Source organism: Leifsonia sp. RCC_180 (assembly GCF_058138205.1).
Genome location: NZ_CP200340.1, coordinates 1,757,351 through 1,772,701, shown reverse-complemented (window position 1 = coordinate 1,772,701; position 15,351 = coordinate 1,757,351). Strand labels below are relative to the sequence as shown.

Below are 15,351 nucleotides of genomic sequence, written 5' to 3'. Positions count from 1 at the left end.
CAGTATGCCAGCGGGCCGGCCGCCGCTCGTCGGATAGGGTTTGGGAGGCCCTGCGGCGGCGCGCTGAGCGCGAGAGGTAACCGACTATATTGGTTACATGGCGACCGAAGCGATACTCACCCGAGGCACCGGCCAGTGGATCGAACCGGGCGACGGACAACGCTGGTGGTTCGACTCCGGCGCACTCGCCCTCGACTTCGCGTACACCGGCGGACTCGACGAGCCCGACGTTGCGGAGTGGCACTCGGTGCGCGACGCGGCGGCACTGAACGCCTGGCTCGTGGAGCGGTTCCCGGAGGTGGCGCCGAGCGCGGGCGCCCGCGAGTTCCAGGACGCCGACGCGCTGCGCTCCGCGATCGGCCGCCTCGCCCGCCAGGCGAGCCTGGGCGAACCCCTCTCGCCCGACGACGTGGATGTGGTCAACCTCTTCGCCGCGACGCCCGACATCCCGCCGGTGCTCGCTGGCGGCGGCCGTCAGGCGGGCCGCACGAACGCGCGCCCGCACCAGGCGCTCGGGACGATCGCCCGCGACGCCGTGCGCCTCTTCGGACCGGACGTCGACGGCCGCATCCGTGAGTGCTCGGCGGAGGACTGCCGGCTGGTCTACCTCGACACGTCGCGCAGCGGCACCCGCCGCTGGTGCTCGATGCAGCGCTGCGGCAACCGGGCGAAGGTCCGGGCGCACCGGGCGCGTGCGGCGCGGGCCGCGCGGTAGGCCCAGTAAGCGGGCGGGCACGCCACAATAGGGGGATGGCGCGTTCCGTCGACCTCAACAGCGACCTGGGCGAGTCCTTCGGCGCGTGGACCCTGGGCGACGACGCCGCGTTGCTGCGGATCGTCTCCAGCGCCAACGTGGCGTGTGGGTTCCACGCGGGGGACGCATCCACCATGCTGGCCACCTGCCGTGAGGCCGCGGCCAACGGTGTGACCGTCGGCGCACACGTGTCGTACCGCGATCTGGCCGGCTTCGGCCGGCGGGCCATGGACCTGCCGCCCGGCGAGTTGCGGGACGAGGTGCTCTACCAGCTCGCAGCGCTGACCGGGTTGGCCCGCGTGGCGGGCACCGCCGTGCGGTATGTGAAGCCGCACGGCGCGCTCTACAACCGGATCGTCACCGACGAGACGCAGGCACGCGCCGTCGTGGATGCGGTTGCCGCGTTCGATCCGGGCCTCGCGCTCCTGGGGCTGGCCGGCTCGGCGGTCGAGCGTGCGGCCGACGAGGCCGGACTGCGCTTCGTCCGCGAGGCCTTCGTGGATCGCGGGTACCGCTCCGACGGCAGCCTCGTTCCGCGCACGGAGCCGGGCGCCCTGCTGTCGGATGTGCGCGAGATCGCCGGGCGCGCTGTCCGCATGGTGACCGCAGAAACGGTGGAGGCTGCCGACGGCAGCGTCATCGATGTGACCGTCGACTCCCTCTGCGTGCACGGGGATACGCCCGGCGCGGTCGCGATGGCGCAGGCCGTGCGCGACGCACTCACGCAGGCGCGCATCGAGGTGGGGCCGTTCGCATGAGCCGCCGCATCCTCCCGTACGGCGACCATGCCCTGCTCGTGGAGTTGGACGACCTGGATGCGGTGCTCGCCCTGTTCCGTGGGCTCGCTGCGACGCGTCCGTCCGGCGTGGTCGAGCTGGTGCCCGCCGCCCGGACCGTCGCGGTCGTCGTCGACCCGCGCATCCTGTCGCTCAGCACTGCCCGCGGGTGGATCGAGCGGTCCGAGCCGCTCGACGCGAACGACGTCGAGGAGCGGGAGGTCGTCCTCGACGTCCGCTACGACGGCGAGGATCTGGCCGAGGTGGCCCGGCTGACCGGTCTCACCGAGAGCGATGTGGTGGCGTTCCACACCGAGACGCCGTGGCGGGTCGCCTTCGGCGGCTTCGCCCCAGGGTTCGCCTACCTCGTCGGCGACGGTGCAACGCTCGACGTGCCGCGTCGTGAGACCCCGCGCACCGCCGTGCCATCGGGTTCGGTGGGGCTGGCGGGTGTGTTCAGCGGTGTCTACCCGCGGTCGAGTCCCGGGGGCTGGCAGCTGATCGGACGCACGGATGCCGCGCTCTGGGACGAGACGGCCGACCCTCCCGCGCTGCTCCGTCCGGGCACAGTGGTGCGGTTCCGGGAGGCGCGATGAACGTCCTCCACGTCCTGAATACAGGACCGCTCGCGCTCGTACAGGACCTCGGGCGGCCGGGCCTCGCCGCTCTCGGGGTTGGCCGATCGGGCGCCCTCGACCGCGGAGCCTTGCGCCTCGGCAACCGGCTCGTCGGCAACGACGAGGGGGAGGCCGGGGTGGAGGTGCTGTTCGGCGGGTTCGAAGCGCGCTTCGAGCACGACACGTGGTTCGCCGTGACCGGTGCAACGGGTCCGCTGCTGCTGGACGACCGCGAGGTGGATGCGCACCTCGCCGTCCGCGCGAGCCCCGGCCAGCTGCTGCGCATCGGGATGGCGACCTCCGGCGCTCGGTGGTACCTCGCCGTCCGCGGGGGTGTCGCCGTGCCTCCCGTGCTCGGGTCCCGCTCGCGGGACACTCTCGCGGGGCTGGGCCCCTCGCCGTTGCGTGTGGGCGACATGCTGCCGCTCGGCGAGCATCCCGGAAGCGACCTCCCCCTGCTCGACTTCGTGCCCGTCGCCGACCCGGTGCAGGGTGCCGTCGAGGTGCGGGCGCACCTCGGGCCGCGGGCCGACTGGTTCACTCCGGCCGCTCTGGACGCCTTCTTCACGGTCGAGTGGCGGGTCGCCGCCGAGAGCGACCGCATCGGCGTGCGGCTCGAGGCGGCGCGCGCGTCAGCGCATGCGGCCGGTGTGCGGCCGCATCCCGTGCCGCTCCTCGAACGGGCCGTCACCCACGAGCTGCCGAGCGAGCCGATGGTCGCCGGCGCCGTGCAGGTGTCGCCCGACGGCCGGCCGACCGTGCTGCTCGCCGACCATCCCGTCACCGGCGGCTACCCCGTGATCGCCGTCGTCAGCGACGCGTCCCTCGACACCTTCGCCCAGCTCCGCCCCGGTCAGCCCGTGACGTTCCGCCACGCCTGAGGGACTCAGTCGCGTCGGGTGCCCGACTGGAAGATGCTGCGGGCGGGCGGAGGCGACGGCACGCTGGTTGCATCCGTGACGATCGGCGCGCCCGCTGCGAAGGTCCGGAGCTCGGCCCCGGCGACGGCCTTGGCCGGATGCGGACCGCTTGCCAGCAGGCGCGGCAGCCAGTCGAGGGGGAGCGGCGAGTTCGATCCGACCAGCACCACGTTCCCGAAGCGCCGGCCCTTCAGCACCTGCGTCTCCGCGAGCGCCGCCACGTTATCCACCACCGCGCCGAGCGTCGACACCTGGCTGCGGCCGAACGTCAGCGGCGGACCGTCGGCCACATTGACCAGAACGATGCCGTCCGGCTTGAGCAGCGACACGGCCGACCGATAGAACTCCACACTGGTCACATGCGCGGGCGTGCGCGACCCGCTGAAGATGTCCACCACCAGCAGGTCGACCGACCCGCGCAGGCCGGCGGGCAGCTTGCCGACGACCTCCCGGGCGTCGCCATGACGGATACGGATCTGCGCGTAACGGGGGAGCGGCAGCTGCTCCCGCACGAGGTCCACCAGCCGGCTCTCCAGCTCCACCACCTGCTGGCGCGAGCCCGGCCGCGTGTAGGCGATGTACCGCGGCAGCGTCAGAGCGCCGGCGCCGAGATGCACCGCGGTGATCGGCTCGCCCGGGTCGCCGATCAGGTCGATCACGTTCCCCATCCGCTGCACGTACTCGAAGAACAGCTGAGACGGGTCGTCGAGGTTCACGTGGGACTGCGGGGTGCCGTCGACGATCAGCTGGTACGACCCGGGGACGTACCGGTCCGGCTCCACCGTCGCCAGGTAGCCGCTCTCTGACAGGACGACCGAAGGGAGCGGCGAGGGCGGATTTGGGGACACAACCGGCAGCCTAGCCGGGCGCCCGGGACAGAGCTTCACAGGAGCTCCCCTCACGTGTCCACTCACATCTCCACCCACGTCTCCACCCGCGGGTGGTGCCGGTCGCGGGCCGTCGACGCGACGCTGAAGGCATGACGCTTCAGACCCTCGGCAACGCGATCCTCATTCTCGTGCTCATCGGCTGGATCGGCGTGAGGCAGATGACGTGGCGACCGGTGGTCGTCTCGCGCATGTGGCGCGCACCCGTGATCCTCGCCGTCGTGGGCGCCGTGCTGCTGGTGCAGCAGGTGAAGCCGGCGACCATCACACCGCTCGACATCGCGGTGCTAGCAGGCGAGTTGGTCCTCTCTCTCGGTGTGGGCGCATGGATGGGACGGATCGCCCACTTCCGCCGTTACCCGCAGCCAGTGGCGGCCGGGAGGGACGGCCGCGACCTCGCCGCATACGAGTCGCGCACCAGCGCGTGGGGGCTCGCCCTGTGGCTGCTCGTCATCGCCGTGCGCGTGGGGGTGGATGCGGTGGCCGTGCACGCGGGCTCGCATCTGGCCGCCGCGACCGGCGTCATCCTGCTGGTCTTCGCCGCCAACCGCATCGCCCGGACCGCCGTCTTCGCGGCGCGCCTCGATCGGCACGCGGCGCTCGCCGCATGATGGTGGGGTGAACCTCTCCGTCCGGCCCAGCTGGCTGGCCCTCGCGCTGACTGCCGTGGGGACCGGAGCCATCGGCTTCTCCCTCATCCAGACCCACACCGCGCATCGGCCGGTGTGGGTGCTGGTCGTGGGGCTGGCCTCCACCGCCCTGTGGCTGCTGCGCAGTGTGCTGGCCAAGGCGGAACTCGGCACGGCCGCGCTGGTGTGCGCGGTCGCGTGCGTGGTCACCGGGTCCCTCGTCGCCGCTCCGACCGAGGGGCTGACCGTCGTGCCCGCTGCGGTCGGAGTGCTCGCGGTCGTGGGCGACCTCACTTATCCGGTCTGGGTGGGCGCCGGACTCGGAGCGGTCGGCGTCGTGCTCATCGCCGTGGGCGCGGTCCCGGCCCATGCGCAGGTGCCGGCCGTGCTCGCGATGATCGGCGGGCTCGTGCTAGGCGGGTTCGCGGGCCTCAGCCGGCGCCAGTTCCGCCGCGCCGAGGAGCAGGCGGCGCTGCTGCGCGAACGCGACCTGCAGATGCGGGAGGAGGCGTCGCGCGTCGCGATCGCCCGGGACCTCCACGACGTGCTCGCCCACAGCCTGGGCGGACTCGTCATCCAGCTGGATGCGGTGGAGGCCCTGCTCGAGTCCGGCGACGACGCGGCGGCGCACTCCCGCGTGTCGGAGGCCCGGCGTCTCGCGGGTGACGGGCTCGCCGAGGCGCGCCGGGCCGTCGCAGCCCTCCGCGATCCGGCCGCCGCAGGCGCGAAACCCGTGGCCGCAGCAGACGTCGAGGCGTCGCTGCGGGACCTGGTCGCCGCGCACCGGACTCTGGGCGGGGATGCCGAGCTCGCGGTCCGCGGCGACGGCCCCGCGGTCGGGCGGACGCAGGCGGTCGCCCTGCAGCGGGCGCTGCAGGAGGCGTTGAGCAATGCACGCAAGCACGCGCCGGGCGAGGCGGTGCACGCCGAGCTCGTCTGGGAGGATGACCGCGTGCGCCTCACCGTGTCCAATCCGCTCGCCGGCGTTCCGGCCTCGTCGGCTCTCGCGGCCTCCGGCGGCGGCCATGGGCTCGAGGGGATGCGCGAGCGCTTCGCCGCCCTGCCGCTGGGCGGCACGGCCGCAGCCGCGCGCGACGGGGACATGTTCACCCTGACCGCGGAGGCGAGACTCGCATGACCGGACCCGACGATCCCGCCGAGGCCCGCATCCTGGTCGCGGTCGCCGACGATCAGGCGATCATCCGGGACGGACTGGTGACCGTGCTGGGGCTGCTGCCCGACATCGAGGTGGTGGGGGAGGCCGCCGACGGCGAGGCAGCGGTCGCGCTGGCGGTCGCCGAGCATCCGGACGTCCTGCTCATGGACCTCCGGATGCCGGTGCTGGACGGTGCCGCCGCCACCGCGCGCATCGCATCCGAGGCGCCCGGAACGGCGGTCCTCGTGCTGACCACGTACGCGGACGACGAGTCGATCCTGGGTGCGCTGCGGGCCGGCGCCCGCGGCTACTTGACGAAGGACGCGGGTCGCGCTGAACTCGCGGCGGCCGTCCGCGCCGTGGCGCGCGGGCAGGCGACGTTCGCGCCGGAGGTCGGCGCTCGCATCGTCAGCTCGCTGACCGCGGGCGTGGCGAGCGCTCCTGTCGCCGTGGATGCCGCATCTACTCTGCTCGCCCGCTTCCCTGCACTGACGCGTCGTGAGGCGGAGGTGCTTGCCCTCATCGCCGAGGGCCTCAGCAACGGAGAGATCGCCCGGAGCCTCTTCGTCAGCGTGGCCACCGTCAAGACGCACATCAACGCGATCTTCGCGAAGCTGGCCGTCCGCGACCGGGCGCAGGCGATCGCTCTCGTCCGCACCTGATCCCGCGCCTGCCGCTTGCCCGCTGCCGTTTGTCACGTTCGCCGGTGCTCGCGCAGCGTCGAACGTGACAAACGGCAGCGCTCACCGCGGCGGCGGCGGCCGCGGCGGTAGCGGGATGGGCGCTCCGGGGGAAGGATGGGGCCGTGAACCCCGACCTCGTCCTCGTCACCGGCGGCTCCGGCTTCCTTGGGGCGCACTGCGTCCTCGCACTGCTCAACGCCGGCTACCGGGTGCGCACGACCATCCGCTCCCCAGCCCGGGCGGCGGATGTGCGCGCGCAGCTCGCCGCCGGAGGGGTGGATGACCCGGGCGACCGCCTGGAGTTCGCGATCGCCGACCTCACGGCCGACGAGGGTTGGGTGGATGCCGTGGCCGGCTGCCGCTTCGTCCTCCACGTCGCCTCGCCGTTCCCCTCCCGGCAGCCGAAGGATCCGGACGAGCTGATCGTCCCCGCCCGCGACGGTGCCCTCCGTGTGCTGAGGGCCGCCCGCGACGCCGGCGTCGAGCGCGTCGTGCTCACCTCGTCCTTCGCGGCCATCGGCTACGGGCACGCGCCCACCGACCGGCCGTTCACCGAAGAGGACTGGACCGAGCTCGAGAGCGGACGCCGTATCAGCCCCTACGTGCGCTCGAAGACGATCGCCGAGCGCGCCGCCTGGCGGTTCGTCCACGACGAGGGCGGAGCGCTGCAACTCGCCACGGTGAATCCGGTCGGCATCCTCGGCCCGGTGCTCGGCCCGGACGTGTCGGCATCCGTCGAGCTGGTGCGCCTGCTCAAGGAGGGACGCCTCCCGAGGCTCCCGGACGTCCGTTTCGGCATCGTCGACGTGCGCGATGTCGCGGCTCTGCACCTGCTCGCCATGACGCGTCCCGAGGCGGCAGGGCAGCGCTTCCTCGCCATCGCGGGGGAGGTGATGAGCGCTCAGGAGGTCGCCCTCCTCATCCGCGGGCACCTCGGCGAAGCCGCCGGCCGACGGGTCAGCACCAAACTCATGGCGCCGTGGATGCTGAAGGCCGCCGCCCCGTTCAGCCGGCGCGTGCGCGACTCGCTGCCCGACCTGGGGACGGTCCGCCGCGCCTCCGCCCAGAAGGCGATCTCGCTGCTCGGCTGGTCTCCGCGGTCGCGCGAGGAGGCGGTCATCGCGACCGTCGACACCCTCCCGACCTACCACCCGCGGCAGCCCTGAACCGGCCCTTGATCGGCCCGGAAACATCACCGGACCGGCGGGAATACCCGCGTCGACCTCGCGTTATACATCAGGACGCGTCCCGGGTCAAGAAAAGAGTGGACATGGCGCGTCTGTTTGACATATAGTGGTTCTTTGCGCTCCCAGTCAAACTTCTGCCTTCATATTGCGGTCGGCTCTGACTTTCTCCGCGTGCCTGGTCCCGTCGTTTCGGGTCAAATACGGCAACGCGATGCGACTGGGAGTTCTCGTCCCGATAACTACACGACCGACAATAACTGGCCCTCACCAGGCCGCGGAGGTTATTTCCTTGGCTGCTGCGCGCAACGCAACCAACACTGACAAGACACCCAAGAACGGACGAGCCGCATCTCGTCTTTCGTTCGCCAAGATCACGGACACTCTCACGGTTCCCGATCTGCTCGCACTGCAGACGGAGAGCTTCGACTGGCTGGTCGGCAACGACGCGTGGAAGGCACGCGTCGCCGAGGCCGAGGAGCAGGGTCGCCAGGATCTTCCCGCCAACACGGGCCTCGAGGAGATCTTCGAGGAGATCTCTCCCATCGAGGACCTCGGCGAGACCATGCAGCTCTCGTTCACGAACCCGTTCCTCGAGGAGAAGAAGTACTCGATCGACGAGTGCAAGGAGAAGGGCAAGACATACGCTGCCCCGCTCTACGTCGAGGCCGAGTTCATGAATCACCTCACCGGTGAGATCAAGACGCAGACGGTCTTCATGGGCGACTTCCCGCTCATGACCGAGCGCGGAACGTTCATCATCAACGGCACCGAGCGTGTCGTCGTCTCGCAGCTCGTCCGCTCGCCGGGCGTGTACTTCGAGGCCACCGCCGACAAGACGTCCGACAAGGACATCTACTCGGCACGCGTGATCCCGAGCCGTGGTGCGTGGCTCGAGTTCGAGATCGACAAGCGCGATCAGGTCGGTGTCCGCATCGACCGCAAGCGCAAGCAGTCGGTCACCGTGTTCCTCAAGGCCCTGGGGCTCACGAGCGAGGAGATCCTCTCCGAGTTCGCCGGCTACCAGTCCATCGAGCTGACCCTCGAGAAGGACGCCATCCTCACCAAGGAGGAGGCCCTCAAGGACATCTACCGCAAGCTCCGTCCGGGCGAGCAGGTCGCTGCCGAGGCTGCGCGTGCGCTGCTCGACAACTTCTACTTCAACCCGAAGCGCTACGACCTCGCCAAGGTCGGCCGTTACAAGATCAACCGCAAGCTCGGCCTCGAGGCCCCGCTGTCGGACTCGGTGCTGACCGTCCAGGACATCATCGCGACGATCAAGTACCTGGTCGCCCTGCACGACGGCCAGACCACGTTCAAGGGCCTCCGGAACGGTGTCGAGACCGACATCCGTCTCGACGTCGACGACATCGACCACTTCGGCAACCGTCGTATCCGCGCCGTCGGCGAGCTCATCCAGAACCAGGTCCGCACCGGTCTGTCCCGTATGGAGCGCGTCGTCCGCGAGCGCATGACCACGCAGGACATCGAGGCGATCACGCCGCAGACCCTGATCAACGTGCGCCCCGTCGTCGCCGCGATCAAGGAGTTCTTCGGAACGTCGCAGCTGTCGCAGTTCATGGACCAGAACAACCCGCTCGCGGGTCTGACCCACAAGCGCCGCCTGTCGGCGCTGGGCCCCGGTGGTCTGAGCCGTGAGCGCGCAGGCGTCGAGGTCCGTGACGTCCACCCGTCGCACTACGGCCGCATGTGCCCGATCGAGACCCCGGAAGGCCCGAACATCGGCCTCATCGGCTCGCTCGCATCGTTCGCGCGGATCAACTCGTTCGGCTTCATCGAGACGCCGTACCGCAAGGTCGTCGCGGGCCGGGTCACCGACCAGATCGACTACCTGACCGCTTCCGAGGAGGACGACTTCGTCGTCGCGCAGGCCAACGCCCCGCTCGACCCGAACGGCCACTTCGTCGAGGAGCGCGTGCTCGCCCGCCAGAAGGGCGGCGAGGTCGACCTGATCCCCGCCGACGAGATCGGCTACATGGACGTCTCCCCGCGCCAGATGGTGTCGGTCGGTACGTCGCTGATCCCGTTCCTCGAGCACGACGACGCCAACCGAGCCCTCATGGGTGCGAACATGCAGCGCCAGGCGGTGCCGCTGCTCCGCTCGGAGAGCCCGGTCGTCGGAACCGGTATGGAGGGCTACGCGGCCATCGACGCCGGTGACGTGGTCACGGCCGACAAGGCCGGAGTCGTCACCGAGGTCTCGGCCGACGCTGTCACCGTCCAGGCGGACGACGGCACGATCAACACCTACTACCTGCGCAAGTTCGACCGCTCCAACCAGGGCACGTCCTACAACCACCGTGTTGTCGTGGACGAGGGCGACCGCATCGAGCAGGGTGAGGTCGTCGCCGACGGTCCCGCGACCGAGAACGGCGAGCTCGCGCTCGGCAAGAACCTGCTGGTCGCGTTCATGCCGTGGGAGGGCCACAACTTCGAGGATGCGATCATCCTCAGCCAGAACCTGGTGAAGGACGACACCCTCTCCTCGATCCACATCGAGGAGTACGAGGTCGACGCCCGCGACACCAAGCTCGGCAAGGAGGAGATCACCCGCGACCTCCCGAACGTCAGCCCGGACCTCCTGGCCGACCTCGACGAGCGCGGCATCATCCGCATCGGCGCCGAGGTGCGCCCCGGCGACATCCTCGTCGGCAAGGTCACGCCGAAGGGCGAGACCGAGCTGTCGGCCGAGGAGCGCCTGCTTCGCGCGATCTTCAACGAGAAGAGCCGCGAGGTGCGCGACACCTCCCTCAAGGTCCCGCACGGCGAGGAGGGCACCGTCATCGGTGTCAAGGTCTTCGACTCGCAGGACGGCGACGACGAGCTCGGCTCCGGCGTGAACCAGCGCGTGGTGGTCTACATCGCCCAGAAGCGAAAGATCACCGCGGGCGACAAGCTCGCCGGCCGTCACGGCAACAAGGGCGTCATCTCCAAGATCCTTCCGGTCGAGGACATGCCGTTCCTCGCCGACGGGACGCCGGTCGATGTCATCCTGAACCCGCTGGGTGTCCCCGGTCGCATGAACTTCGGTCAGGTCCTGGAGATCCACCTCGGGTGGATCGCCCAGAACGGCTGGGAGATCAAGGGCAAGCCGAAGTGGGCCGCAGAGCTCCCCGAGGCCGCCTTCAGCGCCGCTCCTGGCACCAAGGTCGCGACCCCCGTGTTCGACGGTGCGAAGGAGGAGGAGATCGCAGGTCTGCTCGACTCGACGCTCCCGACGCGCGACGGCGACCGCCTGATCGGGTCCTCCGGTAAGACGCAGCTGTTCGACGGGCGCTCCGGCGAGCCGTACCCGGACCCTGTGTCGGTCGGCTACATGTACATCCTGAAGCTGCACCACCTGGTCGACGACAAGATCCACGCCCGTTCGACCGGTCCGTACTCGATGATCACCCAGCAGCCGCTCGGTGGTAAGGCGCAGTTCGGTGGTCAGCGGTTCGGTGAGATGGAGGTGTGGGCCCTCGAGGCCTACGGTGCCGCGTACGCGCTGCAGGAGCTCCTGACCATCAAGTCGGATGACATCCTCGGCCGCGTCAAGGTCTACGAGGCCATCGTCAAGGGTGAGAACATCCAGGAGCCGGGCATCCCGGAGTCCTTCAAGGTCCTCATCAAGGAGATGCAGTCCCTCTGCCTGAACGTGGAGGTGCTCTCGGCCGACGGCCAGACGGTCAGTCTGCGCGACTCGGACGACGAGGCCTTCCGTGCTGCGGAAGAGCTGGGCATCAACATCTCCTCCCGCTTTGAGTCGTCGTCGATCGACGAGATCTAAGCGGCCACGGACACACTGACGAATCTTCCACAGGAGAGAAGGAACATTGCTCGAGTCAACAACTTTTGACGAGCTGCGTATCGGCCTGGCCACCGCTGACGACATCCGTCGGTGGAGCTACGGCGAGGTCAAGAAGCCGGAGACCATCAACTACCGGACCCTGAAGCCCGAGAAGGACGGCCTGTTCGGAGAGCAGATCTTCGGACCGTCCCGCGACTGGGAGTGCTCGTGCGGCAAGTACAAGCGCGTCCGGTTCAAGGGCATCGTCTGCGAGCGCTGCGGCGTGGAGGTCACCAAGTCTTCCGTCCGTCGTGAGCGCATGGGCCACATCGAGCTCGCCGCCCCGGTCACGCACATCTGGTACTTCAAGGGTGTGCCGAGCCGCCTCGGCTACCTGCTCGACATGGCGCCGAAGGACCTCGAGAAGGTCATCTACTTCGCTGCGTACATGGTGATCGAGGTGGATGAGGACGGCCGTCACGCCGACCTCCCGGGCCTTGAGAACGAGCTGCGTCTGGAGATCAAGACGCTGTCCGACCAGCGCGACGCCCGCGTCGCCGAGCGTCTGCAGCGCCTCGAGACCGACCTCGCCGCACTGGAGGAGGAGGGCGCGAAGGCCGACCAGAAGCGTCGTGTCAAGGACACGGCCGAGAAGGAAATGGGCCAGATCCGCAAGTCCTTCGACGAGGACATCGCCCGTCTGGAGCGCGTGTGGGAGTCGTTCCGCACCCTCAAGGTCGGCGACCTCAAGCCGGAGGACGCGGACTTCAACGAGCTCCTCGACCGGTACGGCCTCTACTTCGAGGCGTACATGGGCGCCGAGGCGATCAAGCGTCGCCTGCAGGCCTTCGACCTGGCCGCCGAGGCCGAGCTGCTGCGCGATCAGATCGCCAACGGCAAGGGTCAGAAGAAGATCCGCGCGATCAAGCGTCTGCGCGTGGTGTCGTCGTTCCTGGCGACCGGCAACTCGCCGGCCGCGATGGTCCTCGACGTCGTCCCGGTGATCCCGCCGGAGCTGCGCCCGATGGTCCAGCTCGACGGTGGCCGTTTCGCCACCAGCGACCTGAACGACCTGTACCGCCGCGTGATCAACCGCAACAACCGTCTCCGTCGTCTGCTCGATCTCGGCGCCCCCGAGATCATCGTGAACAACGAGAAGCGGATGCTGCAGGAGGCCGTCGACGCACTGTTCGACAACGGCCGCCGCGGTCGTCCCGTCACCGGTACCGGCAACCGCGCCCTCAAGTCCCTCAGCGACATGCTGAAGGGCAAGCAGGGACGCTTCCGCCAGAACCTGCTCGGAAAGCGCGTCGACTACTCGGGCCGTTCGGTCATCATCGTGGGTCCGCAGCTCAAGCTGCACCAGTGCGGTCTGCCCAAGCAGATGGCGCTGGAGCTGTTCAAGCCGTTCGTCATCAAGCGCCTGATCGACCTGAGCCACGCTCAGAACATCAAGGCCGCGAAGCGGATGGTGGAGCGTTCGCGCCCGCAGGTGTGGGACGTGCTCGAGGAGATCATCCGCGAGCGCCCCGTGCTGCTGAACCGTGCGCCCACCCTGCACCGTCTGGGCATCCAGGCGTTCGAGCCGCAGCTCGTCGAGGGCAAGGCCATCCAGCTCCACCCGCTCGTCTGCGCCGCGTTCAACGCGGACTTCGACGGCGACCAGATGGCTGTGCACCTGCCGCTGTCGGTGGAGGCTCAGGCCGAGGCCCGCATCCTGATGCTCGCCTCGAACAACATCCTGAAGCCGTCGGACGGCCGCCCGGTCACCCTGCCTTCGCAGGACATGATCATCGGTCTGCACCACCTCACCACCGTCCGCGAGGGCGCTGTGGGCGAGGGTCGCGCGTTCTCCTCGGTCTCCGAGGCGATCCTCGCGAAGGACCAGGGCTCGCTGCACCTGAACGCCAAGGTCAAGATTCGTCTGGACAACTACGTGCCGTCGGATGCCGCCGACACGGGTGCCACCCCGATCACCGCCATCGTGGAGACCACCCTCGGTCGCGCTCTCTTCAACGAGACGCTCCCGGCGGACTACCCCTACGTGGAGGAAGTCGCCGACAAGGGCACAATCTCGTCGATCGTGAACGCGCTGGCGGAGCGGTACCCGAAGGTGGAGGTCGCTGCTGCGCTCGATCGGATCAAGGACGCCGGCTTCTACTGGGGCACCCGCTCGGGCGTCACGGTGTCGCTGAGCGACATCCTGACCCCGCCGAACAAGGCGCAGATCGTGGCCGGCTACGAGAAGAAGGCCGCCAAGATCACCTCCGAGTTCGAGAAGGGTCTGACGACCGACCTCGAGCGTCGCCAGGAACTGGTGAAGATCTGGACCGAGGCCACCAACGAGGTCGCCGAGGCCATGCGCGCCAACTTCCCGGCGGACAACACCATCAACCGCATGGTCACCTCCGGTGCCCGTGGTAACTGGCTGCAGGTCCGCAACATCGCCGGTATGCGCGGTCTGGTGAACAACCCGAAGGGTGAGATCATCCCCCGTCCGATCATCTCCTCGTACCGCGAGGGGCTGTCGGTGGCGGAGTACTTCATCGCGACGCACGGTGCCCGTAAGGGTCTGGCCGACACGGCCCTCCGTACGGCCGACTCGGGGTACCTGACCCGTCGTCTGGTGGACGTCTCGCAGGATGTCATCATCCGTGAGGACGACTGCGGCACGACCAAGGGTCTCGACCTTCCGATCGCCACGGTCGGTGCGGACGGCACCCTGACCCGCGACCCGAACGTCGAGAACTCGGTGTTCGCTCGTACCCTGGCCGCGGATGCGGTGGGCACGGACGGCTCCGTGGTCGCGAAGGCGGGCGAGGACGTGGGCGACGTGCTCATCGACAAGCTGGTCGCCGCCGGCGTCACCGACATCAAGGTCCGCTCCGTGCTGACCTGCGAGTCGGCGGTCGGCGTCTGCGCCGCCTGCTACGGTCGGTCGCTCGCGACCGGCAAGCTGGTGGACATCGGCGAGGCGGTCGGCATCATCGCCGCCCAGTCGATCGGCGAGCCCGGAACGCAGCTCACCATGCGTACGTTCCACACCGGTGGTTCGGCCTCTGCGGACGACATCACCCAGGGTCTGCCGCGCGTCCAGGAGCTGTTCGAGGCCCGTACCCCCAAGGGTGCGTCCCCGATCGCCGAGGCCGCCGGACGGATCACCATCGAGGAGACCGACAAGTCCCGCAAGGTGATCCTGACCCCGGACAGCGGCGACGAGCCGCACGTCTACCCGGTGCTGCGCCGTTCGACCCTCCTGGTGGAGGACGGACAGCGCGTCGAGCTCGGCCAGCAGCTGATCGTCGGCACCGTCGACCCGAAGGAAGTCCTTCGCGTCAAGGGTGTCCGCGAGGTGCAGAAGCACCTCGTGGGCGGCGTGCAGGGCGTCTACCGCTCGCAGGGTGTGCCGATCCACGACAAGCACATCGAGGTCATCGTCCGCCAGATGCTCCGCAAGGTCACCGTCGTCGACCACGGCGACACCGACCTGCTGCCGGGCGAGCTGGTCGACCGGTCGAAGTACAACGAGATCAACCGCGCTCACCTGCAGGAGGGCAAGAAGACCGCCTCCGCACGTCAGGAGGTCATGGGTATCACCAAGGCCTCGCTGGCGACCGAGTCGTGGCTGTCGGCCGCGTCCTTCCAGGAGACCACCCGCGTCCTGACGCAGGCGGCCATGGAGGGCAAGTCCGACCCGCTGATCGGCCTGAAGGAGAACGTCATCATCGGTAAGCTCATCCCGGCCGGTACCGGCCTGGCGCGCTACCGGAACGTCTCCGTCGAGGCGACCGAGGAGGCAAAGGCGGAGCGGTACCCCAACCGCATCTTCGCCGATGACTCCGCGTTCAGCGAGAGCGACCTGAGCTTCGTCGACTTCGACAGCTTCAGCTCGGACGACTACACCCCGGGCACCTACAACTAAGGTTCCCGTACCAGGAAGGCCCCCGGCTCGCGC

At 69.4% G+C, this 15,351-nt stretch carries 11 protein-coding genes; 10 read left to right on the top strand and 1 reads right to left on the bottom strand.

The genetic code is table 11. From position 1 onward, the window contains the following. Nucleotides 1–97 precede the first annotated feature (97 nt). The 4 genes from AB7E03_RS08765 to AB7E03_RS08750 are packed head-to-tail and all read left to right on the top strand — an operon-like array spanning nt 98 to nt 3,028. Complete coding sequence (locus AB7E03_RS08765; RefSeq protein WP_489941041.1) at nt 98–715, top strand: CGNR zinc finger domain-containing protein; 618 nt, start codon at nt 98–100, stop codon at nt 713–715. A 35-nt stretch (nt 716–750) separates the two neighbouring features. After that, nucleotides 751–1,512, top strand: a complete 762-nt coding sequence (locus AB7E03_RS08760; protein WP_489941040.1) for a LamB/YcsF family protein — start codon at nt 751–753, stop codon at nt 1,510–1,512. Beyond that, nucleotides 1,509–2,126 (top strand): 5-oxoprolinase subunit PxpB, encoded by a 618-nt coding sequence (gene pxpB / locus AB7E03_RS08755; protein ID WP_489941039.1) that lies wholly within the window; start codon nt 1,509–1,511, stop codon nt 2,124–2,126. Before AB7E03_RS08760 ends, pxpB begins: the two co-directional genes overlap by 4 nt. Further along, a complete protein-coding gene (locus AB7E03_RS08750; RefSeq protein ID WP_489941038.1) occupies nt 2,123–3,028 on the top strand; it encodes a 5-oxoprolinase subunit C family protein in 906 nt (301 codons plus the stop codon). The genes pxpB and AB7E03_RS08750 overlap by 4 nt, the downstream gene beginning before the upstream one ends. A 5-nt stretch (nt 3,029–3,033) precedes the next feature. Here the strand turns inward: AB7E03_RS08750 and AB7E03_RS08745 are convergent, their stop codons facing one another. Beyond that, on the bottom strand, nt 3,034–3,915 hold the full coding sequence (locus AB7E03_RS08745; protein ID WP_489941037.1) for a spermidine synthase: 882 nt from the start codon (nt 3,913–3,915) through the stop codon (nt 3,034–3,036). 131 nt (nt 3,916–4,046) lie between these two features. Between AB7E03_RS08745 and AB7E03_RS08740 the strand changes: the two genes are divergently transcribed. The 6 genes from AB7E03_RS08740 to rpoC all read left to right on the top strand — a co-directional run bounded on the left by AB7E03_RS08740 (nt 4,047) and on the right by rpoC (nt 15,318). Beyond that, the gene (locus AB7E03_RS08740) at nt 4,047–4,565 is read left to right on the top strand and encodes a hypothetical protein (protein ID WP_489941036.1); all 519 of its coding nucleotides are present in this window, start codon (nt 4,047–4,049) and stop codon (nt 4,563–4,565) included. A 7-nt stretch (nt 4,566–4,572) separates the two neighbouring features. Further along, on the top strand, nt 4,573–5,721 hold the full coding sequence (locus AB7E03_RS08735; protein WP_489941035.1) for a sensor histidine kinase: 1,149 nt from the start codon (nt 4,573–4,575) through the stop codon (nt 5,719–5,721). After that, nucleotides 5,718–6,401: a response regulator transcription factor gene (locus tag AB7E03_RS08730; RefSeq protein ID WP_489941034.1), complete on the top strand. Its 684-nt coding sequence runs from the start codon at nt 5,718–5,720 to the stop codon at nt 6,399–6,401. The genes AB7E03_RS08735 and AB7E03_RS08730 overlap by 4 nt, the downstream gene beginning before the upstream one ends. A gap of 143 nt (nt 6,402–6,544) precedes the next feature. Beyond that, a complete protein-coding gene (locus tag AB7E03_RS08725) occupies nt 6,545–7,588 on the top strand; it encodes an SDR family oxidoreductase (RefSeq protein WP_489941033.1) in 1,044 nt (347 codons plus the stop codon). Nucleotides 7,589–7,898: 310 nt separating this feature from the next. Next, nucleotides 7,899–11,396 carry a DNA-directed RNA polymerase subunit beta gene (rpoB, locus tag AB7E03_RS08720; RefSeq protein WP_441781316.1) on the top strand — a complete coding sequence of 1,166 codons (3,498 nt, stop codon included), beginning with the start codon at nt 7,899–7,901 and terminating at the stop codon, nt 11,394–11,396. A gap of 46 nt (nt 11,397–11,442) precedes the next feature. Beyond that, nucleotides 11,443–15,318, top strand: a complete 3,876-nt coding sequence (rpoC, locus tag AB7E03_RS08715; protein WP_489941032.1) for a DNA-directed RNA polymerase subunit beta' — start codon at nt 11,443–11,445, stop codon at nt 15,316–15,318. Nucleotides 15,319–15,351: the final 33 nt, after the last annotated feature.